General features: G+C 43.2%; 24 protein-coding genes. 10 read left to right on the forward strand and 14 right to left on the reverse strand.

The annotated features are described in order from the left end of the window. The first annotated feature begins 1 nt into the window (after window position 1). Together znuB and FTV30_RS07490 are read left to right on the forward strand one after the other, a co-directional pair. Complete coding sequence (znuB, locus tag FTV30_RS07485) at window positions 2–802, forward strand: zinc ABC transporter permease subunit ZnuB (RefSeq protein WP_100329705.1); 801 nt, start codon at window positions 2–4, stop codon at window positions 800–802. A 3-nt stretch (window positions 803–805) separates the two neighbouring features. Next, window positions 806–1,288, forward strand: coding sequence for a DUF523 domain-containing protein (locus FTV30_RS07490; protein ID WP_180001339.1), 483 nt, complete (start codon window positions 806–808; stop codon window positions 1,286–1,288). Here FTV30_RS07490 and FTV30_RS07495 read toward each other — a convergent pair. Together FTV30_RS07495 and FTV30_RS07500 are read right to left on the reverse strand one after the other, a co-directional pair. Continuing rightward, a complete protein-coding gene (locus tag FTV30_RS07495) occupies window positions 1,271–1,525 on the reverse strand; it encodes a hypothetical protein (RefSeq protein ID WP_180000267.1) in 255 nt (84 codons plus the stop codon). The genes FTV30_RS07490 and FTV30_RS07495 overlap by 18 nt on opposite strands. A 91-nt stretch (window positions 1,526–1,616) precedes the next feature. Beyond that, window positions 1,617–2,237, reverse strand: a complete 621-nt coding sequence (locus FTV30_RS07500) for a LysE family transporter (protein ID WP_180000265.1) — start codon at window positions 2,235–2,237, stop codon at window positions 1,617–1,619. A gap of 161 nt (window positions 2,238–2,398) precedes the next feature. Here FTV30_RS07500 and FTV30_RS07505 point away from each other — a divergent pair, with 161 nt between their 5' ends. Further along, window positions 2,399–3,319, forward strand: a complete 921-nt coding sequence (locus tag FTV30_RS07505) for a Dyp-type peroxidase (RefSeq protein ID WP_180001340.1) — start codon at window positions 2,399–2,401, stop codon at window positions 3,317–3,319. Between the two features lie 87 nt (window positions 3,320–3,406). On the opposite strand, the gene FTV30_RS07510 is transcribed toward FTV30_RS07505, so the two are convergent. From FTV30_RS07510 to FTV30_RS07520, 3 genes are read right to left on the reverse strand one after another with little or no spacing between them, the layout of a single operon-like run. Next, on the reverse strand, window positions 3,407–3,868 hold the full coding sequence (locus FTV30_RS07510; RefSeq protein ID WP_100329702.1) for a hypothetical protein: 462 nt from the start codon (window positions 3,866–3,868) through the stop codon (window positions 3,407–3,409). Window positions 3,869–3,886: 18 nt separating this feature from the next. After that, window positions 3,887–5,221 (reverse strand): LysM peptidoglycan-binding domain-containing protein, encoded by a 1,335-nt coding sequence (locus FTV30_RS07515; RefSeq protein ID WP_180001341.1) that lies wholly within the window; start codon window positions 5,219–5,221, stop codon window positions 3,887–3,889. Between the two features lie 2 nt (window positions 5,222–5,223). After that, complete coding sequence (locus tag FTV30_RS07520; protein ID WP_180001342.1) at window positions 5,224–8,067, reverse strand: type VI secretion system Vgr family protein; 2,844 nt, start codon at window positions 8,065–8,067, stop codon at window positions 5,224–5,226. A gap of 245 nt (window positions 8,068–8,312) precedes the next feature. Here FTV30_RS07520 and FTV30_RS07525 point away from each other — a divergent pair, with 245 nt between their 5' ends. Together FTV30_RS07525 and FTV30_RS07530 are read left to right on the forward strand one after the other, a co-directional pair. Further along, window positions 8,313–9,467 carry a methionine aminotransferase gene (locus FTV30_RS07525; protein ID WP_005094579.1) on the forward strand — a complete coding sequence of 385 codons (1,155 nt, stop codon included), beginning with the start codon at window positions 8,313–8,315 and terminating at the stop codon, window positions 9,465–9,467. A 128-nt stretch (window positions 9,468–9,595) separates the two neighbouring features. Then, complete coding sequence (locus tag FTV30_RS07530; RefSeq protein ID WP_180001343.1) at window positions 9,596–10,960, forward strand: MATE family efflux transporter; 1,365 nt, start codon at window positions 9,596–9,598, stop codon at window positions 10,958–10,960. A gap of 97 nt (window positions 10,961–11,057) precedes the next feature. Here FTV30_RS07530 and FTV30_RS07535 read toward each other — a convergent pair whose 3' ends face one another. Next, a complete protein-coding gene (locus FTV30_RS07535; RefSeq protein ID WP_074383703.1) occupies window positions 11,058–11,906 on the reverse strand; it encodes an SDR family oxidoreductase in 849 nt (282 codons plus the stop codon). 224 nt (window positions 11,907–12,130) lie between these two features. Between FTV30_RS07535 and FTV30_RS07540 the strand changes: the two genes are divergently transcribed. From FTV30_RS07540 to phoR, 3 genes are all read left to right on the forward strand, one after another. After that, window positions 12,131–12,808, forward strand: a complete 678-nt coding sequence (locus tag FTV30_RS07540; RefSeq protein WP_005173788.1) for a TetR/AcrR family transcriptional regulator — start codon at window positions 12,131–12,133, stop codon at window positions 12,806–12,808. A 249-nt stretch (window positions 12,809–13,057) separates the two neighbouring features. Beyond that, the gene (phoB, locus tag FTV30_RS07545; RefSeq protein ID WP_005094589.1) at window positions 13,058–13,768 is read left to right on the forward strand and encodes a phosphate regulon transcriptional regulator PhoB; all 711 of its coding nucleotides are present in this window, start codon (window positions 13,058–13,060) and stop codon (window positions 13,766–13,768) included. 25 nt (window positions 13,769–13,793) lie between these two features. Beyond that, window positions 13,794–15,152 carry a phosphate regulon sensor histidine kinase PhoR gene (gene phoR / locus FTV30_RS07550; RefSeq protein WP_180001344.1) on the forward strand — a complete coding sequence of 453 codons (1,359 nt, stop codon included), beginning with the start codon at window positions 13,794–13,796 and terminating at the stop codon, window positions 15,150–15,152. A 51-nt stretch (window positions 15,153–15,203) separates the two neighbouring features. Here phoR and FTV30_RS07555 read toward each other — a convergent pair whose 3' ends face one another. Together FTV30_RS07555 and FTV30_RS07560 are read right to left on the reverse strand one after the other, a co-directional pair. Continuing rightward, entirely contained in the window at window positions 15,204–15,842 is a 639-nt protein-coding gene (locus tag FTV30_RS07555) for a glutathione S-transferase family protein (RefSeq protein WP_180001345.1), read from the reverse strand. Between the two features lie 163 nt (window positions 15,843–16,005). Beyond that, complete coding sequence (locus FTV30_RS07560; RefSeq protein WP_100535334.1) at window positions 16,006–16,953, reverse strand: pirin family protein; 948 nt, start codon at window positions 16,951–16,953, stop codon at window positions 16,006–16,008. A 511-nt stretch (window positions 16,954–17,464) separates the two neighbouring features. On the opposite strand from FTV30_RS07560, the gene FTV30_RS07565 reads away from it, so the two are divergent. Next, entirely contained in the window at window positions 17,465–18,802 is a 1,338-nt protein-coding gene (locus FTV30_RS07565) for a GGDEF domain-containing protein (protein ID WP_180001346.1), read from the forward strand. Between the two features lie 358 nt (window positions 18,803–19,160). Here the strand turns inward: FTV30_RS07565 and guaA are convergent, their stop codons facing one another. Together guaA and FTV30_RS07575 are read right to left on the reverse strand one after the other, a co-directional pair. After that, window positions 19,161–20,729, reverse strand: a complete 1,569-nt coding sequence (gene guaA / locus FTV30_RS07570; RefSeq protein ID WP_005094597.1) for a glutamine-hydrolyzing GMP synthase — start codon at window positions 20,727–20,729, stop codon at window positions 19,161–19,163. 191 nt (window positions 20,730–20,920) lie between these two features. Then, window positions 20,921–21,283 (reverse strand): NirD/YgiW/YdeI family stress tolerance protein, encoded by a 363-nt coding sequence (locus FTV30_RS07575; RefSeq protein ID WP_005173783.1) that lies wholly within the window; start codon window positions 21,281–21,283, stop codon window positions 20,921–20,923. Between the two features lie 271 nt (window positions 21,284–21,554). On the opposite strand from FTV30_RS07575, the gene FTV30_RS07580 reads away from it, so the two are divergent. Next, window positions 21,555–22,193: a DedA family protein gene (locus tag FTV30_RS07580; protein WP_074383709.1), complete on the forward strand. Its 639-nt coding sequence runs from the start codon at window positions 21,555–21,557 to the stop codon at window positions 22,191–22,193. A gap of 21 nt (window positions 22,194–22,214) precedes the next feature. Here the strand turns inward: FTV30_RS07580 and FTV30_RS07585 are convergent, their stop codons facing one another. The 4 genes from FTV30_RS07585 to FTV30_RS07600 all read right to left on the reverse strand — a co-directional run bounded on the left by FTV30_RS07585 (window position 22,215) and on the right by FTV30_RS07600 (window position 24,732). After that, entirely contained in the window at window positions 22,215–22,808 is a 594-nt protein-coding gene (locus FTV30_RS07585; RefSeq protein WP_180001347.1) for a threonine transporter RhtB, read from the reverse strand. Window positions 22,809–23,002: 194 nt separating this feature from the next. Continuing rightward, window positions 23,003–23,395: a hypothetical protein gene (locus FTV30_RS07590; protein ID WP_005094604.1), complete on the reverse strand. Its 393-nt coding sequence runs from the start codon at window positions 23,393–23,395 to the stop codon at window positions 23,003–23,005. A gap of 13 nt (window positions 23,396–23,408) precedes the next feature. After that, on the reverse strand, window positions 23,409–24,245 hold the full coding sequence (locus FTV30_RS07595; protein WP_100329695.1) for a ParA family protein: 837 nt from the start codon (window positions 24,243–24,245) through the stop codon (window positions 23,409–23,411). Window positions 24,246–24,339: 94 nt separating this feature from the next. Then, on the reverse strand, window positions 24,340–24,732 hold the full coding sequence (locus tag FTV30_RS07600) for a SirB2 family protein (protein WP_100329694.1): 393 nt from the start codon (window positions 24,730–24,732) through the stop codon (window positions 24,340–24,342). Between the last annotated feature and the right edge of the window lie 6 nt (window positions 24,733–24,738).

The raw sequence follows: 24,738 nt of genomic DNA on the forward strand, positions 1-24,738 counted from the left end.
CATGATGGATTGGTTACAACTCCTTTTACCTGCATGGATTATGGGCACGCTACTGGTGTTTCTGACGGCACCGCTAGGCTGCTTGATGCTGTGGCGTCGTATGTCGTTTTTTGCTGATACTATGGCACATGGTACTTTACTAGGTGTTGCGATTGCAGGCGCCTTAAGTCTACCGCTGTGGATGGGCGTGACCTTCTTGGCATTATTGCTGGTTGCCATTCTGTGGGTGCTACATGATCCCCGCCTCCCCAATGATGCCCTGCTTGCACTGTGTTCAGCGACCTTACTTTGCTCGGGTTTATTGTTTATTCAACATTTACCAAGTTTAAGACCTGAACTGCTCAGCTATTTATTCGGTGATCTACTGACCATTTCCTGGACGGACTTGCCCACGTTTGCCATTGTGATCATTCTGGCCTTAGGTGTTTTATATAAAAGCTGGCAAGCCCAGATTCAGATCGCGATTGATCCGGATATGGCGGTCAGTGAAGGGGTAAATGCCAAATGGCAACGCCTGATCTTTATGTTGCTATTGGCACTGTTTACCGTACTGGCTTTACGTGCAGTCGGTTCCCTATTGATGGGTGCATTGTTGGTTATTCCTGCTCTGACTGCTCGCCTTTTGGCAAACTCTCCACGCCAAATGGTGATCTGGGCATTCGTGATTGCACAGATTGGTGTGACAGTAGGCCTCTGGTCGAGCGCAGGCCTTAATACTTCAACTGGGCTGACCATTGTGCTGACCATGGCAGTGTTATTTGCAATGATGTTTATCTTTCAAAAATTTAAAAAGCTGAGCTAGGACATGGGGACTAAACGCTACTTTGTGAGTGCCTGTTTGCTCGGTCAAAAAGTTCGTTACGATGGCAAGGATTGCCTTGTCAAAGAAGTGCTCGAATCTTTAGTTCCAAATCAATATATCAGTCTGTGTCCTGAAATCTCAGGTGGACTACCGATTCCACGTCCACCTGCCGAAATTCAAAATGGTTCAGGCTTAGATGTACTTGCGCAAAAATCTTTAGTTATAGATATTCTAGGCAATGATGTTTCTCAAGCTTTTATACAAGGTGCATATCTCGCTTTAAAAGTTGCGCAAGACTTTCACGCCACACATGCAATTCTTAAAGCCCACAGTCCCTCTTGTGGTAGTGATTTGATTTATAACGGATCATTTTCAGGACATAAAATTCAGGGTGATGGTGTTACCGCTGCACTCTTTAAACAGCATAGCATTGTTGTGATGACTGAACATGAATTCTTGGCGCAATTATCACAGACTATTCTTTAATTTATAAAAGCGAAATTCAGGATTAAACAGCCCAATCAAAAATAAAATCGTGAATGCAATCCAAAAGAACCACGCCATCATAATTACCTGATCTTTCGTCCATTCTTCAGATTGAGATGTGTTAAACACAAACCATGTTTTCCAGCCTCTAATATATGCTGCCCCGCCCCACGAAATAATCCACTTGGTTAAAATGCAGTGTAAGACATAGATCAAAATCCATAATGGCGTTGACATGCTGCTTCGCCTATTGTTGTTTTCATACGATCAAACCAGATGAAATATGCTTAAAAATCAATTAATAGACTTAAAAATGTATTCCATACTGTTATTGATGTACCAAGCTTAATAAGCTCGCAGCACAAGCAAACAGCACTGCAAAACTACGGTTCATAATTTTCTGTTGTTTTGGTGACTTGAGCAATCGTAAAACTTTTGCAGCAAGCCCCGTGTAGCCCGCCATCACAATCAGATCAATCGTGATCATGGTCAGCGCCATAATCACATACTGAATCCATTGTGGTTTGGATAAATCCAGAAATTGTGGCAATACAGCCAGTAAAAACACAATGGCTTTGGGATTACTCATATTCACCAAAAAACCATATAAAATCAGTTTTCCCGCAGATTTACGTGCCAATTCATGTTTAATTTCGATGGATTGTAGTGGCGCTTTCCACTGTAAAATAGCCAAATATAATAAATAGCCCACACCAAACCATTTTACCACCAAAAATGCCCATGGCGTGGTCGCAAACAGCACCCCCACTCCGGCTGCCACCACTGCAATCTGCACCAGTAATGCCAGTTGCAGACCCAGTGCATTCCAGTAGCCATGTCGAAAACCATAATTCAGCCCACTCGACATCGAGGCAATTGCTCCTGCACCGGGTGAAACACTAATCACCCAACAGGCCAGCATATAGGCAAACCACATTTGGTAGGACATGAACATTCAACTCTGGAAAACTTGCACAATATTATAGGACTTATCCAATAGGTTCAGGCTAAAAAATTGCTTAAATATAAGGCGCTGCACTGTTCACTCTGCAGAGCTTCAGGCACAATATGTGCATTAAAAAACAGGATTTATCATTACAGGAGCCATGAATGACAGCCCAATCGGTAATCTTGCCCCTCCCCTCAGATCATGCTCGCTTTATTGTATTGCGTCTTAAAGACTTAAATATTGAAGCACTCAAAGAAAAATTAGAACATCTTTTTACTTCTCGTGATCGTCTGATTACGCAACATCCTCAAGCACAAATTAAAACAGCGGTCGCTTTTGGTCCTGAGCTTTGGTCAAGACTTTATTCACAAAGCCCTGCGGGTTTCAAACAGCTTGAACCGATTCAGGGTTCATTTGCAATGCCGGTTGTTCCGGCAGATATTCTGATTCATATTGCCAGTGCACGGGCGGATATCTGTTTTGCGCTGAGTCAGGCTTTTTTTGAAGGGATTCAGGATCAGGTTGAAGTTCTGGATGAACGTGTCTGCTTTCGCTATTTTGATGGCCGTGATGTGACAGGCTTTATTGATGGCACTGAAAATCCGCAATTCCCAGATGATCGTGCTGAGGTGGCATTACTCGGTGAAGATACGGGCATTTTCCAAGATAGTTCATTTATTTTTGCCCAGCGTTATGCGCATGATCTGGAAAAGTGGAAAAAGCTGAAAGTCGATACTCAAGAGCAAGTGATGGGTCGTACCAAACTGGAATCGATTGAACTGGAGGATGAGGTTAAACCGGCAAATGCTCACGTTGCACGTACTGTAGTGGAAGATGAAGAAGGCGAAGAAATGGAGATTCTCCGTCATTCTTTGCCTTATGGTGATGGCCGTGGTGACCAAGGTCTATTCTTCATTGCCTATACCAAAGATTTAACTATTATTGATGCAATGTTAGAGCGTATGTTTGGTACGTCTGGCGATGGGATCCATGATCGCTTGCTACACTTCGTCACTCCACTAGATGGAGCATATTACTTTGCACCGAGTGAAGAGTTGTTGGAAGAAGTTTTGGAAGGGTGATTTAAGAAGCCGACGGAAGTCGGCTTTTTTTATGAACTAAAGTGTTTTATTTAATTAAAGAAAAAAATCAGGCTATTTCATAATAGTTTAACTACACTCTTTTAAAGTTTTTTTATTAATATACTTTAAATATCCATTTAACTCTTTATTTAGTTGATCTAAATTTTCATTTTTTCTATTTTTTTCATAGTTCAATCTATTTATTTTTTTAGAACCCTCTCCATCTAAGAAATTATAACTATAATTTATTCTGTAACCTTCTAATATTTTAGCATTAGAAAAATATAAAATAGTTTCCGTACCATACACCCCTGAATCACCATCTATTTTAGATACAATTATACATTTAGCCTTGCTAACTTTATAAATACTTATCTCATTATTAAAGATAGGCCCTCCATTCTCTACTTCATAATCAATATTAAATCCTTGTAGTTTTTTAAATTTATTATTAATTTCATAGCCTGTATGCTTATAATATAAATAATTTTTAGCAGTACAACTACTAGACAGAAAAAAAATACACACTAATAAAAAAATGGGCTTCATACACAGATATCCTGATTATTAAAATTCCAATTTTTTATAATTACTTACACCAATTTCTAATAACTTTGGTTTTAAATCACGCCAAGTTTTTCCATTAGGATGTAATTCATAATGGGGATTGTCTATTATAGTCTTCCACCTCCCTCCCCAAACCAACCCCAACTCCTCCCCTATAGGCCCTAATTTTTTGTGATCACTCTCTGTTTGTTTTGTTCTGTCTTCTATACTTAATTCTTTATTAAAAAGAACGATTTCGCCATCTCGGACAGAGTATAGATCTATTGCAAGACCATATTGATGATAACTGCTCAATCCTTTAGCCTTTGTATTAGCGCTTGATAACGCATCTTGCGCAGAGGGACTTCTATAACCATCTGTAATCACCCAGCATATACCTAGTTTTTGATACCCTGTATTAATTAATTTAATAATATAAGGTTGATAAACCGAATGAAGCTCAGCTATTCGAGCTAATGTTCTCTTATAATATTTTTCTCTTCCACATGCTTGTGGCAATAAACCATTTTTATTGACAGGTAGCGGCGATTCAACCTTAGCTACAGGCGTTTTTTCTTTATTTTCAGAGGCATTTTGTTTAACTATGGGGGGAGTTAAAGAACTATCTTCTCCTTTCTTCTCTGCTTGAGGTTTAGTTGAAATAGAAGTAACTTTACGATCATAAACTTTTAGTTTTTGATTTGGACTGATTTTATCACTACTTAAATTATTAAGCTTTCTAATTTCATCTGGAGAGTTTCTTGTAAGCTTAGCAATCAATGATAAAGTATCACTCTTCTGAACAACTATAACCTTCGTTTTTTCTTGCTTCCTTGATGCTGGTACTTCTAGCTTAGATTTACTTTCAGATGCTAAAACAGTTACTTCAGTTTTTTTAAGAGGAATCTTAAGTACTTGTCCTGGATGGATATCTGTATCACTTTTTAGATTATTTATCCTACTCAACTCCGCTGTAGTTGTATGGTTATCAGCTGCAATCCGGGATAAATAATCACCTTCAGCGACTATATATGTTGATCTTAAATATGTACCTGTTGCTACATCCCTGGCTGAGAGGTTTAAACCTTTCAGAAGTACTTTAGGGCTACGAACAATAAAGACTACCTTTTCACCAATAAGTTCTATTTTAACCTTAGATTTATATTGGCCCGATGTAATACTTTTTATTTTTACATCAATAGTAGTGCCAACTGGCCGCCTAATCCATACAGATTCGCCGCTTGCAGGTGTAACATAATCAGAAATTAGCGTTGAACCTACCCAGAGTTGATGAACTAAACCATTGATGGGTTGGTCAAGAGCATCTAAAAATTTAATATTTGCAAGACAGTTCATAATTATTCCTCATTTTCCTCATCTTGATCTTGCCCACAAGAACTACAAATATGATCTATTTCTTCTAAATTTTCATCATCGACAAGCACAGTCCATTTATCTTCTGTACCAATGAGAATGTCGTAACCTTCGTTATTATAATTACTCATACGTTGAGTTCGACCATGTTGATCAAGTGTGCCTAATACATAGGTATTATTTCTATTATTGATTAATTTATATTTAACATCCTTAAAATCAGCCTCATAGAAAAGATTATAAAAATCCCATTTATTTGTGAAAGTCTTAATATCTTGAATTATAGGTAAATTGGGTATTTCAGCTTTAGCGGTCGCTCCACCTTCAAACAAATGCTGCCCCGCTTTACATTCAAACTTTCCACCAGTTGTGATACATACTCCACTGCTATTAATCTTTATTTGAGACCCTCCCGCGGTTAGCAGGATCTCTTTCGGACTGGTGATCTCAATCTTGTCTTCAGTTGAAATCAGCTTAATCACCTTCCGTGCAATTGCTTCGATGGCATCATCTTGGGCCTGTATTTCAATTTTACCTTTGCCTGCATATAAGCGTGCTCCGTTCTGAGCAGCAAATAGGCTGATCTTGTGCTGCGCATGTGCAATCAGAGACTGTTGAGTCGATAGATGGATACTTTCCCCTGCACTGTAATTTATCTGCTGGTCTGCAGATAAATGAATATTTTCATTTGTACTCAGCGCAATCGAATGTGGTGCCGTTAATACCATAACAGCCTGTTTAAATGCAGTGGCTTTGCTCGCATCTTCAGTCTCAAGTTGATTCAGAAATTGTTTTAAGCTATTAAAAAGCTCAAGCGGATCAGTCTGCTGAGCTTCTGCCATGTCACTCAGAACTTTGGTGTTATTCAGATTTGATTCCATCTGGTTCTTGGCAGGCTTAGCATCCAGGTGATTACCTGCTGCTGTATCTTGCGAATAGGTCGAAATCAGTAAGCCTTGCCCTGCTCGTACCACCCCCCACTGATCTGTCCTTAGTTCAAACCCTTCCCCACGACCTTCACTCGATTCGGTTTCTTTAGGATGACTGAGATTTCCTAAATTCAATTGGCTAGCACCATGACTACTGTGTAACTGCGCACTAATCTGATCCGTCGTATCATCAAAACGCAGCTGGTTGAAACCCTCACCCTCTACTTCTTGGGAACGGATCCCACTGAGTTTTCTGGTGGCTGGTAACTGTCCCTTCGCATCAAACATCACTGGATGTCGTTCTGCTTCGTGAATCCGTCCCATAACAAAGGGCCGATCGATATCGCCTTCAAAAAAATCAATCACCACCATTTCACCAACTCGTGGATGCAATCTGACTCCATAACCTTCACCAGCCCAAGGGGTTAATACATCAATCCAGGCCGAATCGCTATCATTGTCATTGCTGCCTGCACCAGCATCATGTTGATGGTCATCACTTCGGGTAAATAGAAAGCGAACTTTCACTCTTCCCCAAGCATCGACATGGATTGTTTCACCTTCAGGCCCGACCACTCGAGCCCGCTGCGGATATGCAGCGGGGCGATGCGCAAAAGGCTGATATTCAGGTACGACCGGAATGTCACGGCGGACGATATACAACTCATTGGCCTGCCGTTCTTCCTCCGAAATTTGCCAATCACTTTGGCCGAGCAAGCTGTCTAGCTGCAATAAAATATCTTTAGGTAAATTATTCTGATTATAGAAGCGTTTACCCAAAATCAAAAATTCACGCTCATGCACGGGATGCTGATCAATTTCAGCATGCTGTTTTAATTCAAACCAATACCCGACCTGAGCATCACGTACACTGCTGCTGGCTTTAAAATATTTGGATTGCAGCGCATGATAATGATTGAGCTGCTGATTCAGTCGTTCCAGTTGTGCCGTACCAGATGCCGTCACCTGATCCTCGGCATTCAAATCACCTGTCCAGGCCGGACTAATGCTCCAGGCATCTTCAAGATTCAGACTGGCCGTATCCTGCACGCTACTTTGCTGATGAGTATTTAATAAGGACTGGCTTTGATCCTGCGCAAGGTGCTGCGCTTGCCAGCGCTGGGTATGGGTACTGTTGGAATTAAGCTGACGTACGGCAATCAGACTGGTCAGCGTATCAAACTGCTCGGTGGCATGACTGCGATGGAAGCGGATTGAACGGCGTTTTAAAGCTGAAAAGGCTTGAGAATGATCGATTAAACGCAGGTTCTGCGGCTGAATCTCAGTAGCAGACACCGGAACAATGGAGTGCTTTTCATCAATCAGCCAGTTTATTCCTTCACTACGCCATAAACGTGTTAAAAAATCATAATCCGACTCATTGGACTGCATCACAAAAGGGCGTACATCGTAATCCCGATTTAATCCGGTCAAGTCCAGACTAAGACTGGCTGCAAATAATGCACTTCTGCTTTGCCATTCACTAAATAATATTTCACTGATTTCGCGTACGCTCTTATTCATAAACACCCGACTATTACGGCGTTTGTGCCAGAGTGCAGTAGCATCCTGCATAGTTAATTTATACAAGCTCAAGGCACCGTCGCTGTGTCCCTGACTGGCTGCGGTAATAATGCCACTGGTTCGAAAAAGTTCGCCACGATCTGTTACCTGATCTACTGCCACCTGACAGCCTATAAATTGCTTTAAAGCAAGATTGGCCTGCGTAGAAAGGCAGATCAGTTCTGCCTGCAGACCCTGATTAATCTGATGCTGGCCATCAACCCGCTGAATCAGGACCTGATGATTTAAGGGCAGATGTGAAAACTGCAGATGCAGCGCACGATGCTGCCGGTTCAGCCCAAGTTGCTCCAGCAGCAGATGAATATGTTTTGGCATTTTATAGTTATAGTTTTAAGCATTATTCTTGTGGAGCAAATTCTAGGAAAAGTTGTCCATTTCGTCCAGCTCAGTGTGCATTTCACATAATTAGGCATTTGATTTTCAGTAATTCAATTGCACCTATTCAATAAATCTCTGAAAAATAGAAGTAAAAATAATGCCAAATATTTCAGAATTTTCTGATTATCCAGAGTAGAACTTGCTGCTACACTGGATTCAATCTTATTTTCAAGGCCAAGGACATGCTGGAATTCCCCTCTAAACTGCCTGATCTAGGCATCACGATTTTTAGCACCATGTCGGCCCTGGCACAAAAACTCGGCGCATTGAACCTTTCACAGGGATTTCCAGACTTTCCTGCGCCACCGGCATTGATTGAGGCTTTGAGCCGGGCCAGTCATAACGGATTTAACCAGTATGCACCTGGAGATGGCTTGCCGATATTGCGTGGGCTGGTGGCCGATCTGTATCGACAGCGCGATCAGCTGAGCATTGACCCGCTAGAAGAGATCACGATTACTTCCGGCGCCACAATTGCGATTTTTTGTGCGATTCAGGCCACAGTTCGTGCGGGTGATGAAGTGATTATTTTCGATCCGAGCTATGACAGTTATGCACCTGCAGTACAGCTGGCTGGTGCAACGCCTGTACATATTGCATTACAGCATCCAGAGTTTTCTGTGGACTGGAATCAGGTGAAAGATGCCATCAATAAGCGTACCCGCATGATTGTGGTCAACACTCCTCACAACCCCAGCGGTAGTGTCTGGTCCAGAGCAGACTGGCAACATCTGATTGAGCTGATCCGTGAGCGCAATATTGTGGTGTTATCCGATGAAGTCTATGAACATCTGGTTTTCGACGGCGTTCAGCACCATTCAGCCTGGTCATTTCCTGAACTGCGCGAGCGTAGCTTCGTGATTGGTTCTTTTGGTAAAACCTTTCATGTCACCGGCTGGAAAACCGGTTTTTGTATTGCGGCACCGCCACTCATGAAAATGTTCAGACAGATTTATCAGTTTGCCAGCTTCTGTGGCGTGACTCCGATTCAGGTGGCTTTGGCGGAATACATGCAACAGCATCCTGAACATATACGCGAACTTTCCCGGTTCTATCAAAACAAACGTGATCTATTTAATTCATCAATAGAAACATCACGTTTTAAATGGACGCCCTCTCAAGGAACTTATTTCCAGAATCTCGATTATTCGGCTATCCGGCCTGATTTAAATGATGTAGAGATGTGTCATTTTCTGGCAGAGCAACACGGGATCGTGGCAATTCCAGTCTCTGTGTTCTACCAGCAAGCGCCTGCCGATTTACGCCTGCTCAGGTTCTGTTTTGCAAAAAAAGAACAGACCCTGATTCAGGCAGGTCAAATTCTTTCAAAGGTTTAATTCAAATTTTAACTAAAATTCTTATAAAATAAATGCCTTAGTTACTTAAAAGCTAAGGCCTTTATTCCTGCTTTATTCAATAATAGCAATATAATTAAATAGATGAAAAATCAATAACAGGATAGGGCATGGTACAGCAATCACTGATCCAACAACAGAATTTATGGAAGGCCTTTCTGGTATTTCTGTTGCCATTAATTGCAACCAATATCCTGCAAAGCCTTTCAGGCACGATTAATACGGTTTTTGTCGGGCAAATGCTGGGAGTCAATGCCATTGCTGCGGTTGCGGTATTTTTCCCGATCCTGTTTTGTTTGATGGCTTTTGTCATTGGCTTATCTGCCGGTTCTACTGTACTTATTGGACAGGCCTGGGGCGCAAAAAATATCGAAAAAGTGCGCTGTGTGGTCGGTTCAACTTTATTTATGACCTTGATTGGCGGAAGCTTGATCGCGCTGTTTGGTGTGATTTTTGCCGAAAATATCCTCTTGGCGCTCGGTACAGATCCGGAGGTGATGCATTTATCCTTGCCCTATGTGCAATGGATGCTGGCAGGTAGTCCCCTAATTTTTATTTATATTATTTATACCTCTATCTTGCGCGGTGTAGGCGACAGCACCACACCGCTGTTTGCTTCCGCACTCACCATTGGCGTGGGCTTGGTAGTCACCCCGATATTAATTGCCGGATATTTTGGCTTTCCCCAAATGGGCATTATCTCGCCGGCAATTGCCACCATTTTGGGTAATCTGGCCGTATTGTTGTTTCTAGTCCTGTATTTAAATTATAAACAACATCCGCTCAGGCTCGACTGGGCATTATTAAAACATATCCGCCATCAGCCTAAATTAAGCAAAATTATTTTAAGTCTGGGCGTTCCGACTGGAATACAGATGATCACGACTTCTGTCGCCGGTCTGGTGATTGTCGGCTTGGTCAACCGCTATGGCGCAGAAGCAACGGCTGCCTATGGTGCGGTCAACCAGGTGTTAAATTATATCCAGTTTCCTGCTCTGTCGATTGCGATTGCAGCTTCTGTATTTGGTGCACAAGCGATTGGTGCAGGAAAATCCGATTTGCTGAATAAAGTCACACGGACTGCACTCAGTATGAATATTCTGTTTACTGGCAGTTTGGTAGTTTTGGCCTACCTGTTCTCAAAATATTTAATGGCACTGTTTATTACTGATCCTCAGGTCGTGGTGCTGGGTCAGCAACTTTTATTCATTGTGCTTTGGTCCATTTTATTCTTTGGTGCCAGCGCCATTTTTGCGTCAATTATGCGTTCAAGTGGCACGGTAACTGCACCGATGCTGATCAATATTTTTGCAATTCTTTGTATTGAAGTTCCTGCCGCTTATCTGTTTAGCCAGTGGTGGGGGCTGGAAGGGATCTGGTATGCCTATGCATTGGCCTTTGTCAGCATGTGTATTTTGCAGGGACTGTATTATCAGTTGGTCTGGAAGAAAAAAACCATTAAAATATTGGTTTAGCTTCATTATTTTACATGCCTACAGCCTTACAGCAACTCACTCCTGATCTGCAATAAAAGATTAAAAACCCGCTTTCGCGGGTTTAATATCCAATGATTTAAGCAGATTTTTTCTTCTTTTTGCCGAATTGGCTTGCCAGTGCAGTGACATGCTGATAGCCGCTTGGCAAGATCCGTTGAATCAAATCAACAGCTTTGGCATCGTTACCAATTAATAAACGGCGTTTGTCTTTCTGTACCGCCTCCAGAATCTGACGAGCGGCTTCTACTGGCGGGCAACGCAGCAGTTTATTAAAATTACGGGCGGCTTTTTCCGGATTCATGCCCAAGGTCAGCATACTGTCATTCATTTTCGCAGCATTGGCAATATTGGTACGGATTCCCCCCGGATGTACACAAAGTGCACTCACACCGCAATTTTGCAGATCAAGTTCCTGACGCAAGGATTCGGTAAAACCACGCACTGCAAACTTGGTCGCGTTATATGCCGACTGGGTCGGCTGCGCGGTTAAACCAAACAGACTGGAAATATTAATCACATGACCATCGCCGGTTTTCTTGATTAAAGGCAAAAATTCTTTGGTGCCATACACCACGCCCCAGAAATTAATGTCGACGATCCATTCCAGATCTTCATAGCTCGCACCTTCTACGGTACAGCCAAGTGCCACGCCGGCATTGTTAAAGATCATATTGACACTGCCATGATCCTGCTCCACCTGTGCTGCCCAGCTGCGTACCTCTTGTAGCTTGGCCACGTTGACTTTTTGAATCGTCACCCGAACATCACTGCCCTGCAACAATTCAACCGTTTGTGCCAGTCCCTGTTCATTAATATCACTCAGTGCCAGATGACAGCCTTGCTGTGCCAGCAAAACTGCCAGCTGCTGACCGATCCCTGAACCGGCACCGGTAATGGCAGCGACTTTATTCTTAAAATTTTTCATTGAATTTCCTTATGTAAATAACTGCTCTTCCATGACAGCAGGATCTTGTTCTGTTGTTTCAGGAGTTAGCACAGACCCTCAATATAATTATTGACAATATATATTGTCAATAATTATCCGATGTCCTTAGCGGCCAAATTTCTCTGCTGAATTTCGACATAGGTCAAAGCGTGATTTATTGCTAAGATATTCAAAATCTTCATGCAGATGAGTAGCCAGGCCTTATGACCGATTCAATCAATGCAGCAGCACCATCACGACCACCCAAAAGCAAGGAACGTCAGTTTAAAGGCCTGTCGATGGCTGAGCGACAGCAGGTACGTCGTGAAAAGCTGATTGAAGCCGGCATTGAAGCTTATGGCAGCCATGGCTTTTTTTCAGTAACCGTGAAAGATATCTGCAATGAAGCCAAATTGACTGAACGTTATTTTTATGAATCTTTTAAAAAAAGTGAGCACCTGTTTCAGACCATCTTTTTAAAACTGATTGATGAACTGCAACAGAATGTCATGCAGGCCATGATGCAGGCATCCACTGATCCGAAAAAAATGATTGAAGCGGGGCTAACCGCCTTGCTTAGCACCTTGCGTGACAATCCGCGTATGGCACGGATCATTTATATTGATGCCATGCTGGTGCAGGAGTTGCATAATCAGGCCACCATTCATGAAACCATGTCGCGCTTCGACCGCATGATTCATGCCTTTGTCATGTTAATGATGCCGCAGTTAAATCGTAGTGAGCAGGAAATTTCACTGGTGTCGACCGGTTTAAATGGCTATGTCACCCAAATTGCCATTCGCTGGGTCATGAGTGGATTCAAGCAGTCACTTGAGGAAGTTTTATCATCATGCAGTGTGGTATTTTTGGCATTATTGGAGTCATTTTCCGACAAAAAATAGCTGTTAAATCGAAGGTTTAATCAGATTTTCTGCATTCTAAAACAGGTTGCTAATTTCTGCTGAAGCACCGATAAAAGTAAAATTAATTTATGATTTTTTAACAAGTTTCTTTACTAAAATTGTCACAAATCTTTGCGAATTTCAGCAGTTTTTCCCTTTCTGCAATGATACTGTCATAATTAGTCTTTGTAATAAGCCTGTCATAAATATAAAACGGTTCACCGTTTACATGAAATAGGGTATTGCGTTGTGAAAGATGACTACATATTAATCGTCGATGACGAACTCCCGATTCGGGAAATGATCCATACCTCTCTGGATATGGCCGGTTTTCAATGCTTACAGGCCGAAGATGCCAAGCAGGCGCATCAGATGATTGTGGATCAGCGTCCGGCACTGATTTTGCTGGACTGGATGATGCCGGGCGGGATCAGCGGTGTAGATCTATGTCGTCGTCTGAAACGTGATGAAAGCCTGTCAGAAATTCCGGTGATCATGCTGACCGCACGCGGTGAAGAAGACCACAAAGTACAAGGTCTGGATGCCGGTGCCGATGATTACATGACCAAGCCGTTCTCGACCCGGGAACTGGTGTCACGCATTAAAGCTGTCCTGCGCCGTGCCAATGCACTCAGCGGTGAAAAAACCATTGATGCCAATGGCCTGATTCTGGATCCGGTCAGTCAGCGGGTTAATTTTGGTGATAAAATTCTGGAAATGGGGCCAACTGAATACCGTCTATTGGCGTTCTTTATGACCCATCCGGAACGTGCCTATACCCGTGCGCAATTGCTGGATCAGGTTTGGGGCGGCAACGTCTATATTGAAGACCGCACTATTGACGTCCATATACGCCGTTTGCGCAAAGTGCTGGAACCTTATGGCGCAAACCGCTATGTACAAACCGTACGTGGAACCGGTTACCGTTTTTCAACCCGTGCAGATGTGGCTTTAGGTTAACGTCTTTTAAGGTAAATCTTGTTTTATGTATGAACCCTACCCTGTCCCCGAACTGGCACGTGAGCACAAAAGAATCCGTTACAGCAGTTTATGGGATTTTGCCAAACAGGATTTACGCTTACTGGCTTTTTTCCTGATCATCGCCAGCCTTATCGGTTTTGGGATTGGGTATTTCTGGATTTGTATCGTCATTGCCTTTGTGGCGTTCTTTAGCACCCAGATGCGCTCTTTATATCTGGTCAATGAATGGATTTCTAATCGCCCTTATGATGTTCCGCCGAATATCGGCGGGATTTGGGGCGCACTGTTATTCAATGTTTATCGCGCTCAGCGGCAGGAACGGATTGTGCAGGCAGAAATGGTGGAACTGATCGATCGAGCGCAGTCTTCACTGGTGGCCTTGCAAGAAGCAGTGGTTTTAATTGATGAAAACCAGCAGATTGAATGGTGGAATCCAGCCGCCGAACGTCTACTCGGGATCTCCAGTGATGACCGTCGCCGTAATATTTTAACTTTGCTGCGCCAGCCGAGTTTTATTGAATATTATCATCATATTGATGAGTCACCGGATGGCCTGAAAATGAGATCTTCGCTGTTCGAAGATCATTATGTCCAGGTCAAAATGACCCGCTTTGGTGGAGAAAGCCGGGTACTGGTCGCCTATGATGTGACCCGGATGCACAATCTGGAACAGATGCGTAAAGATTTTGTCGATAATATTTCGCATGAGCTGCGCACGCCTTTAACCGTACTCAGTGGCTATATTGAAACCTTTACCGACCAGGAAGATATCAATCCGCGCTGGAAACGCGCCTTTGATCAGATGCAGTCGCAGACCCGACGCATGAACGCGCTGGTGAATGACCTGCTACTGCTGTCACGTCTGGAAAATGACAAGAATATTGCCAAAAACCAGATCATCGAAATGCCAAGTCTGATGAATCAGCTATTTGATGATGCACAGGCCTATAATATCGATTATGGGCATACCCTGAATCTGGACATTGACAGCCACTGTGATCTGATTGGCTCCGACATGGAACTGGCCAGTGCCTTTAGCAACCTGATCACCAATGCGATCAAATACACTCCCAAAGGTGGCACCATCACCATGGGCTGGCATGATGACGGTGAATCGGCATATTTTGTAGTGCAGGATAACGGCATCGGGATTGACCCCAAACATCTGCCACGTCTGACCGAACGTTTTTACCGCATTGATTCAGACCGGAGCCGGCGTACTGGTGGTACCGGTCTGGGACTGGCGATTGTGAAACATGTATTAATGCAGCATCAGGCACATCTGGAAATCGAATCTAAAGAAAACCAGGGCTCTACCTTCAAGGTGATTTTCCCCAAAGAACGCCTGAGTTTTCCAGACTAATATTCCCATTAAAAAAGCTGCCATCGGCAGCTTTTTTATTCAGGATGCGATCTATTTCTCTTTCGCCAGGGCCCGCGCATAGGCAGCACGTTGTGATACCCGTTTCAGATAGGCCTGAATCGCAGGATAACTTTGACCGGTACGACTTTGCATGGCCTCCAAAGGAAAACTCATCTGAATATCGGCAAAACTGAAATGTCCGGCAAAATAATCATGTTCGCTCAAATAGCGTTCCAGAAACTGGATATGATCTTTTAAGCGGCTTTGTACAAACTGTTTCTTCACCCCCTCACAAATTTTCTTGGCTACTGGTCGAATCAGCAAAGGGGTATGTTTCGGTACAGTGGTCATCACCAGTTGCATCACCAGCAGTGGCATTAATGAACCTTCTGCATAATGCATCCAGTAACGGTACTGGGCCTTATCGGCAGGATCTTTTGGGCGAAACTGCTGCTGTTCATCATAGCTTTCCTGTAAATACTCCAGGATCGCCGCAGATTCCGCCAGTACCTGCTCCTGATCGGTCAGAATTGGTGCCTTACCCAAGGGATGGATCTGTTTTAAAGCGGGTGGCGCGGAAAGATTAGGCTGGCGCTGATAATATTGCACTTCATAATCCAGTCCTAACTCTTCCATGGCCCAGAGAATACGAAACGATCGTGATTGTTCGAGATGATGTAAAACACGCATATTAGTCTCATGATTTTATTGTTCTTGCTTGCTGAGCATAGCAAAAAGCAGCGGAATGTAGCGCAATTTTTGATGACTGTAATGATCTGTTCCATAGGTTGCAGATTTGCCATTTTCAGTTCAAATCCGACAGGGTTCCATCCACCCCTGCAATTCTGATCATTTATCTGGAAGCACGCATCCGGTCTGGAAATGCGGGAGCTTCTAAACGTGGTCCATCATAGGCCGGAATCGAACCGAAGCGTTCATGGCCTTCAATCCATTGTTGCCGCGCAATTTTAAGTTCCTCGGTGGTACGTCCGACCAAATTCCACCACAGTAAAATCGGGCTTTCAAATGGTTCACCACCAATGAGTAGCACACGGCTCCCGGCATGAATATCAGCATTAACCTGCTCTAATCCCGGTTCAAGGATCAGCATGTTATCTTCCGTCAGTTCATGTCCATTAATGCTGGCCGTGCCCTCAAGTACCATAAAACCATATTCAAATTTTGGATTCAGGGCTAAGCGCGCACTGGTACTTTCTGCTGCATACAGGTCTACCCCGAGCAGTTCACTATGCACTTTTACCGGTGAAACGGTTTTTAAATATTCACCGACTAAGACGGTAAATTCGATGCCCTGATCATTAACCACAGGCAATTCAGGATAATGCTCAAAAGCCGGTGCCATATTGATCTTGTCATCCGGTAAGGCAATCCATAACTGCGCCGCATGCATATGCGTTTCGCTTTCTGGAGAAACTTCCGTATGTGAAATACCATAGCCCGAGGTCATCAGATTGACCTGTTTGGGACGAATTAGCTGCTGAGTACCTAAACTGTCATTGTGCATCATAGTGCCTTGCAGCATCCAGGTAAAGGTCTGCAGACCAATATGGGGATGTGGCCCAACATCCAGGCCATCGCCTTGTGGAAAGCTGGCCGGACCGGCATGATCCAGAAAACACCAGGCACCAATCATGCGTTTATGTCGGCTGGGCAAGGCACGTTTGATTACGGTACCCTGTCCGATTTCGGCACGGCGTAAAGGGAATTCCTGAATAAACTGATTGACATATTTTTCACAATCATCCGAATTGGACAGTTCAATATCACTATTATTCGACATGGCTGAGCTCACCTCGACATTTTCATTCCAGATCTTGGCTTATTTAAGACATGCTTCCCTTGGACTGCTGCAAGATGTCTCCCTATTCAGGACAATGTACAGGGTCTATTTGCAAAATCTATCTTTGGAAATATTTAGATACGTATAAAACCCTTAACATCGCTTGATCGATCTAACTCCTGTTCAAGCGATCAAACCTGAATTTCGCAGTGTAACAGCCTGAGTGGAAGTGGCTCAATGCTGATTAGGGTGCTCTCAAGCCTGCGCTAGAAGCCATTTCGACATTGCTGGCCCAATTACCCAATGTTTCACGTGAAACGAATGATTTTAATTTAAAAATTAAAGCAATTAAAAATTATTTTTATGGATTTCAATCACTTTCGCAGCTAAAAAATATAATTTTTGTTACGTTTTAAAGTCAAATTTAAGTCAGATACCCAATTTTAGGGAGGTTATTTTTCATCCAATCACGGCATAATAGGCACCTATAAAAATAATCCTGGACCAGGACATGTCTGCTCAGCATGAAAATATATATTCAACGGCGAATATATCTTTTCAAAACTCGATGACCGATAAATCACTGAAATTATCTGAATGTGATCTGCAAAACCGTCAGCTAATCGAACAGGCGCTGACAGACTCTCATGCCCGTATTCCTGCCCCGTTTCAGCAATATTTTCACGATTATGTCTATACGCATAGTCATACTAATTTACGTCAAATCAACTATCTGGCACAAATTGCCTTTTTGCTGTATTTCTTTGCCGATATTCTGATTATTCCAGACATGTTTTTTATTTCTGGTCTGATGCGCGTCATCTTGGTTCTAGGCGCTATGCTTTGCTGTTATTACTTGTTTAACACATATAAAAATATTCAGATTCTAGATAGAATCCTGCCGATCGCCACCACTGTGGCTGCAGCTGCATGGATTGGCTTGCTGGTGCTTTCAAGCAGCCCCCATGTTGCTACCTATATTTATGCCTCTGCGATCTTTATTCTCATCGCCAATCTGTGTATACAGACCCAATTTAAAGTTGCGGTCTATTGTTCCATCTTGATTGCCCTGTTTATCATGATTGGAGTGACCCAGTTAATGAATGCATCTCAAGCCTTTATTTTTACTGTCGTGTTTAGTCCACTCTGGTTTTTTAGCATTTATATTAACTGGAATAATATTCTGAACGTACGGCGTTCCTTCCTGCGCTCTTTGCTGGACGAATGGAACTATCAAACCTTAAAAAATCTGGCACATACGGATGATTTGACCCAGTTATACAACCGCCGCCATTTTGTCGATATGGCTGAACGTTCTATTCATCAATGGCCCAAACATGCCAGCACCTGCCTGCTGATGTTTGATGTCGATCATTTTAAAAATATCAATGACAACTATGGGCATGACATCGGCGATCGCGTACTACAACTGATTGCTGAAGTCACCCGTAAAGAAATGCGCCATAGCGATGTACTGGCACGTTTTGGTGGTGAAGAGTTTATTGCTCTCTTGGAAGATACCCAGCTGCCAGACAGTCTGGTGATTGCAGAGCGAATTCGTTGTGCAATTCAGAAACAATTTGTTTATGCCAAACCGAACCAGCCCATTCGTTTTACCATTTCGATTGGTATAGCAGAACTGGAGTCGCCTACGCAAAAGCTGGAGGAGCTGATCAAGCAAGCCGATATCGCTTTATATCAGGCGAAAAAATCAGGCCGAAATCGGATTGAAGTTTATCATTCCAAAATGCTGGAAAAGCCCAAACCTGCTCCAGCCAATTCCTGGAATGCCTTTAAGCCCGTGACCCAGCAAGGTCATTCAAAGGCCAATCAAACCAAGCAATTCTGATCTGCCCTTTAAATAATGAAATCAGGAATATTAGTGAAAACTTAAATTTTTATAAACTTTACATGGAAAAGTTGCATATTCTATCACGAAGAAAAAATCCTCATAAAAACTCATAAAAAAGAGCACCGAAGCGCTCTTTTTTTATCGGGATATCTCCGATCAACCAGATATTTACTACGTGCATAGCGCTTGGCATCATTCAGGCAAGAAGCCGTGCTCCTTGAAACACTGACTGGCGCAGCCATAGCCTTGGCAGTAATTCAGGCAAGAAGCCGTGCTTCGTGAAATCCCTCACTGCCGCGAGCATAGCTCTTGGCGTAAAATCGGCTAAAAGCTATCGCTTTTAGAAATCCCGATTTTACTCCCATTCAATAGTTGCAGGTGGCTTAGACGATACGTCATACACAACACGAGACACATCTTTAATTTCATTCATGATACGAGTCGAGATTTTATCGACTAGATCATAAGGAAGATGCGCGAAACGAGCAGTCATAAAGTCCACAGTTTCTACTGCACGCAGTGCAATTACCCATGCATAACGGCGACCATCACCGACAACACCGACAGATTTCACCGGCTGGAATACCGCAAATGCTTGAGCAGTCTTGTCATACCAACCGCTGGCACGAAGTTCCTGCATAAAAATGTCATCAGCAAGACGTAAAATGTCTGCATATTCTTTTTTCACTTCACCCAAGATACGCACACCTAGACCTGGGCCTGGGAATGGATGACGGTAAATCATGCTGTGTGGCAAGCCCAAAGTGGTACCCAATTTACGTACTTCATCTTTAAACAAGTCACGTAATGGTTCAACCAGTTCAAAAGCCAAGTCTGCTGGTAAACCACCCACGTTGTGGTGCGATTTAATCACATGTGCCTTGCCCTGTTTGCTTGCAGCAGATTCAATCACGTCTGGATAAATCGTACCTTGAGCCAGGAATTTTACCCCATCTAATTTACGTGCTTCTTCAGCAAAGACTGCAATAAACTCACGGCCAATAATTTTACGTTTTGCTTCAGGATCAACTTCGCCTGCAAGTGCAGTCAAGAAACGCTCTTCTGCAGCAGCACGGATGACACGAATCCCCATATTGTCAGCAAACATTTGCATCACTTGATCACCTTCGTTCAAACGAAGCAGACCATTGTCGACAAACACACATGTCAGCTGATCACCAATCGCTTTATGCAACAGCGCTGCAACGACAGATGAATCCACACCACCTGAAAGACCAAGTAATACTTTTTCATCACCGATCTGTTGGCGAAGCTGTTCTACACGTAGATCAATAATGTGTTCTGGCGTCCATAGACCGCGGCAACCACAAATTTGATGAACGAAGTTCGACAGTAATTCTGCCCCTTTAGAGGTATGTGTCACTTCAGGATGGAACTGAATACCATAGAAACCACGAGTTTCGTCAGACACCATCGCAATTGGACAGCTTGGAGTTTGTGCAGTGATCTGGAAGCCTTCTGGAATACGGGCAACCTTGTCACCATGACTCATCCAGACATGCAACTGGTTTTCACGGTCCTGTAAATTACCGATCAGCTTGTCACGTACCACGATATCAACTTCTGCATAACCGAACTCATGCACAGTACCTGGCTCGACTTTACCGCCAAGCTGTTCGCACATGGTTTGCAGGCCATAACAAATACCCAATACCGGTACACCGAGCTCGAATACCACTTGTGGCGCACGCGGGCTGCCTTCAAGGTGAACGCTCTCAGGTCCACCAGACAAGATGATACCGTTTGGATTAAATGCACGAATGTCTTCTTCAGACATATCATAGGCATACATTTCAGAATATACACCAGCTTCACGGACACGGCGTGCAATGAGCTGACTATATTGAGAACCGAAATCCAGAATCAGGATACGATCTTCAGTAATTTGAGTATTGGTAGTCATGACGAACAACTATGAAAGGCAAACGAAAGATAAGCGCCGTATTCTAGCATTTTTCTTGTGTTTAAGCACACTATTCCAATTGGTTTAAATATTAAACAGTTAAGAAATTTCAGAAAATAATGCCCTCATTTTTGACTGGTTCACAGGAGAGCAGAGTTTCGCTGCTTTCCTGTTCCAGCCAAATGAATGGTTTATTTCACGCGTTCAATCTGAATCACTTCAATATCGGTGGGTTTGTTGCGGTGCGTATCGACCTCGCCCCAAACTTCTACCCGATCGCCTGCTTTGAGTTTTAATCTTTTCCAGTGGTCGTCATCTACATCAATCATGATGCTGCCGGTTTTATCTCTTAATTCAAATTCGTCACTTTGTGCTGCACGCTGTTTGACGATCTGCCCCCTTAAGGTCACGCCGGTTTCATCTTTCATTTTATGTGCCTGAGCAATACTGACTACATTCTGTTTTGCTTCCTCCAGAATAGCCTGATCTGATTTAGCCCAAAGTGCCGGACTGGCAGCTGCCAGAACCAGTGTCGCCAGAATATATTTTTTCATGTGTTTTGACCTGCCATTTTTATGATGATTCTATGATCTAAACAGAAAGCCGAAATAGATGCCGCAGACGTTGTGTAACGCCATGATGAACTTGTGTTGTCTGCTCAAAAAGCCCCAATAAAAATATGCTCATACCCTGATACATCCATTTTAAAAGTGAAGGGATTCGCCCGACAGCAGAAAAATAAGCCGCAAAATAGTCGACTTTTATTACTGACTTTATAGGTGATCGCTGTTAGGATTTGAGCACACTTTTGCTTGTACTGGGCTCATGGAACTGATTGATTTTATCTTGCATGTTGATGATCACTTGCTTGAATTTATCACCAATTACGGGATCTGGATTTATGCCATTCTTTTCCTGATTATCTTTGTGGAAACAGGTTTGGTGGTGATGCCGTTCCTGCCCGGCGACAGCTTGCTATTTGCAGCAGGTGCTTTGGCAGCGTCTACAGGTGTGATGGATCCCTGGGTACTGATTCCGCTTTTATTTGTTGCGGCAGTATTGGGCGACACCCTGAATTACCATATTGGCAAATATATCGGGCCGCGGGTTTTCGAGATTGAATCGCGCTTTATCAATAAAAAACATTTATTGGCAACTCAGCAATTCTTTGCCAGACATGGTGGTAAAACCATTATTTTTGCGCGTTTTGTGCCTTTTGCTCGTACCTTTGCACCTTTTGTCGCTGGTGCTGGCAGCATGAATTACAAATATTTCCTGAGCTATAATGTAGTAGGTGGATTTATCTGGATCAGCTCATTTGTCATTCTGGGCTATATGTTCGGTAATATGCCGATCGTCAAAGATAACTTCACCTATTTGATTTTCGGTATTATTATTTTAAGTGTCTTGCCAGGTGTGATCGGCTTTATTCAACAAAGACTCAAAAAAAGTAAAACAGCTTAAGATTTTTTATAGCCTGTGCATTTAATCCCAGAGCTTGATCAGTAATGGGATCAGACAAAGCAGTACAAACAGAGCCGAGCCTTTATAAATAAGGCCGGCTTTTATTTTTTCAGAGTGACTGCTCAAAATTGCCTGACCAAAGACCATCCAGAAAATCCCTACTGGAACGGTACTCAAGCAAAAGGCAGCAAACACCAGAACAAAGTTGGTCGGACTTTGCCAAGTTTCCATGGGTAAGATCCCGGAGGCCAACAATGCTGCTTTAGGATTGCTTAAGGTGACAGTAAACATTTGCCAGGGACGAATCTGCGGATGATTTTTGCTATAGCGTTCTAACTGCTGGGCCTTATATAAATGCAGCGTCATCCAGCCCACACAGATGGTACTCAGGACATACAGCAAGCTTTTGAAGTTTGGCCAGATCGGTAAAGCCAGATGAATCAACAAAGCCCAGACATTAATCGCATAAAAATAGCCCATCAGAATGGCAGGAATATAAAGGCTGGTTTTGGCCTGCCCCTGCTGATGGGCAGAGCTGGCCACCAAGGCATTCGCCGGCCCTGGAATCATCAGAACGGCGATTAGCCCCAATACAAATAACCAATTTTCAATCATCGTGATGAACTATTCCGGGCCTAGCTTATAGCTTAATCAATATTCTTACGCCAGAACAGCTCTATAAATCTAGAATGCTGAGACGATACGCGCCATTTCAAGTGATATTAAGCGGAATATCAGCTCGGCTATTTTGAAAAAAGCATAAAAAATGCTGACCCAAGATCAGCATTTATGAGGAGATCAGGAATTTGTTATTTAGCAATATTCTGACGAACCACAATCGGACAATTTTTGTAACGGGCGGCCTGAACAATCGCTTCCTGTTCACCTAACAGCCGTGCCAGTTCGGTTCGCTTGGTATTGGATGACTGTCCCATATTGACGGAAACACTCGGACCAATTCCCCAACCACCGCGACTGCCCCAGCCACCACCCAGACCGACGCCCACACCTACACCCGTGCGTTTTGGCGCTTCCACACCATTGTCGATATATTGCTGAATACGGTTATATTCGCCTTGCAGCTGCTGACAACCCAAGGTCTGATACTGGGTCGGGGACACATAGGTGGGTTTCACCGTTGTTGCACAAGCACTCAGCAATGCAAGTGCTGCAATACTCAGGCTTAATTTCACAAGTTTCATAGTTAACTCGATCTTAGTTCTGCTCTATCTCATTGAACAACGATTGATAGGCCTGAGTCAATTTATGATCAGTAGCCAAATGAATCAGGGGCTGATTTTTATGATGAGATTCTTTCATTAAGATGGAGGGCGGTAACATACTATTGAGTACGGGCAATCCTTCATCTTTCAGTTGCTGCACCACTTCACGCGGTAATCTGGCCTGTGCCTGAAACTGATTCACCACAATACCTTCAATTTCCAGTCTTTCATTATGGTCATCTTGGGTTTCAATGACATTTTCAATCAGGGTCTGTAAGGCGCGTTTAGAAAACACATCACAGTCAAATGGAATCAGCACGCGGTCTGCAGCAATCAAAGCCGACAGTGTAAAGAAATTAAATGCCGGCGGGGTATCAATAAACACCCGATCATATTGCCCGGACAATTGTTGTAAAGCATCTCGCAGTTTGTAGATTTTATGCTTGGACTCCAGTGCATGTGCCAAGGCGCCCAGTGTCGGGCTGGCTGGAATCACATCCAGATACTTAAAGGGAGACTGATGCACATAACTTTCCAGACCTTTGCTACGGCTTTTCAAAATCGAGCCAATTGCATTGCCGAGCAAGCCTTTACTTTGCTGATTGCCCAGCACATTTTCAAAATAGTTTTCAATATTCGGTTCTAATGCCGGCTTGTCACTTGAATAGGTCGCATCCTCACCTAATACGTATTGACTGGAATTGGCTTGTGGATCCAGATCAATGAGTAAAGTTTTTAAACCCTGATGTGCGCTGATCGCGGCCAGATTAACGGTAATACTGGACTTACCCACCCCACCTTTTTGATTAAATACCACACGTGTATGCATGTCCCCTCCTGTTATTTTTAACTACTTTTATCACACTTGTATTTTTAATTATTCACATAGGCAGACTGCGCTTGAAGTCACAGCCTGCTTGCTTTTAGCCAAAATTCGGCTTGATCATCACCAAGGTCAAAATAGAAACCAATGAAACTACCGCAATAAATAAGCCAGCCCGGCGTTGTGCCAGCAAGATTGAATCATCTTTTTTATAGGCTTTAGCTAAAGAGGATACCAGCACAAAAAATAAAATAACCTTGGCATAAAACCAGGGTTGCACATCAAAATCCTTGATCACCAATGACACAATACCTGTAAACGCGATCACCGTAATGGCCAGATGCTGTAAAGCCACCAGCGCAATTCGTGCCTTTGGATTCGGTAGATTGCCTTGTGTACCAATAAACAAAGTCAAGGCACGGGCGAGAATGGCGACAATCGCTAATCCTGCTGCTGACATATGAATAATTTTGACTAAAAGTTGAGTTTCCATCATTTC

The sequence above is a fragment of the Acinetobacter sp. YH12255 genome, assembly GCF_013417355.1.
Taxonomy (GTDB): Bacteria; Pseudomonadota; Gammaproteobacteria; order Pseudomonadales; family Moraxellaceae; genus Acinetobacter; species Acinetobacter pseudolwoffii.

Bases quoted from the DNA above. Each gene is read 5' to 3' on its own strand.
- FTV30_RS07490 (WP_180001339.1), top strand. From the start codon at position 806: ATGGGGACTAAACGCTACTTTGTGAGTGCCTGTTTGCTCGGTCAAAAA.
- FTV30_RS07500 (WP_180000265.1), bottom strand. From the start codon at position 2,237: ATGTCCTACCAAATGTGGTTTGCCTATATGCTGGCCTGTTGGGTGATT.
- FTV30_RS07575 (WP_005173783.1), bottom strand. From the start codon at position 21,283: ATGAAAAAATATATTCTGGCGACACTGGTTCTGGCAGCTGCCAGTCCG.
- FTV30_RS07505 (WP_180001340.1), top strand. From the start codon at position 2,399: ATGACAGCCCAATCGGTAATCTTGCCCCTCCCCTCAGATCATGCTCGC.
- guaA (WP_005094597.1), bottom strand. From the start codon at position 20,729: ATGACTACCAATACTCAAATTACTGAAGATCGTATCCTGATTCTGGAT.
- FTV30_RS07560 (WP_100535334.1), bottom strand. From the start codon at position 16,953: ATGTCGAATAATAGTGATATTGAACTGTCCAATTCGGATGATTGTGAA.
- FTV30_RS07495 (WP_180000267.1), bottom strand. From the start codon at position 1,525: ATGTCAACGCCATTATGGATTTTGATCTATGTCTTACACTGCATTTTA.
- FTV30_RS07520 (WP_180001342.1), bottom strand. From the start codon at position 8,067: ATGCCAAAACATATTCATCTGCTGCTGGAGCAACTTGGGCTGAACCGG.
- FTV30_RS07540 (WP_005173788.1), top strand. From the start codon at position 12,131: ATGACCGATTCAATCAATGCAGCAGCACCATCACGACCACCCAAAAGC.
- FTV30_RS07600 (WP_100329694.1), bottom strand. From the start codon at position 24,732: ATGGAAACTCAACTTTTAGTCAAAATTATTCATATGTCAGCAGCAGGA.
- FTV30_RS07565 (WP_180001346.1), top strand. From the start codon at position 17,465: ATGTCTGCTCAGCATGAAAATATATATTCAACGGCGAATATATCTTTT.
- FTV30_RS07585 (WP_180001347.1), bottom strand. From the start codon at position 22,808: ATGATTGAAAATTGGTTATTTGTATTGGGGCTAATCGCCGTTCTGATG.
- FTV30_RS07555 (WP_180001345.1), bottom strand. From the start codon at position 15,842: ATGCGTGTTTTACATCATCTCGAACAATCACGATCGTTTCGTATTCTC.
- FTV30_RS07525 (WP_005094579.1), top strand. From the start codon at position 8,313: ATGCTGGAATTCCCCTCTAAACTGCCTGATCTAGGCATCACGATTTTT.
- znuB (WP_100329705.1), top strand. From the start codon at position 2: ATGATGGATTGGTTACAACTCCTTTTACCTGCATGGATTATGGGCACG.
- FTV30_RS07590 (WP_005094604.1), bottom strand. From the start codon at position 23,395: ATGAAACTTGTGAAATTAAGCCTGAGTATTGCAGCACTTGCATTGCTG.
- FTV30_RS07530 (WP_180001343.1), top strand. From the start codon at position 9,596: ATGGTACAGCAATCACTGATCCAACAACAGAATTTATGGAAGGCCTTT.
- phoR (WP_180001344.1), top strand. From the start codon at position 13,794: ATGTATGAACCCTACCCTGTCCCCGAACTGGCACGTGAGCACAAAAGA.
- FTV30_RS07595 (WP_100329695.1), bottom strand. From the start codon at position 24,245: ATGCATACACGTGTGGTATTTAATCAAAAAGGTGGGGTGGGTAAGTCC.
- FTV30_RS07515 (WP_180001341.1), bottom strand. From the start codon at position 5,221: ATGAACTGTCTTGCAAATATTAAATTTTTAGATGCTCTTGACCAACCC.
- FTV30_RS07510 (WP_100329702.1), bottom strand. From the start codon at position 3,868: ATGAAGCCCATTTTTTTATTAGTGTGTATTTTTTTTCTGTCTAGTAGT.
- FTV30_RS07535 (WP_074383703.1), bottom strand. From the start codon at position 11,906: ATGAAAAATTTTAAGAATAAAGTCGCTGCCATTACCGGTGCCGGTTCA.
- FTV30_RS07580 (WP_074383709.1), top strand. From the start codon at position 21,555: ATGGAACTGATTGATTTTATCTTGCATGTTGATGATCACTTGCTTGAA.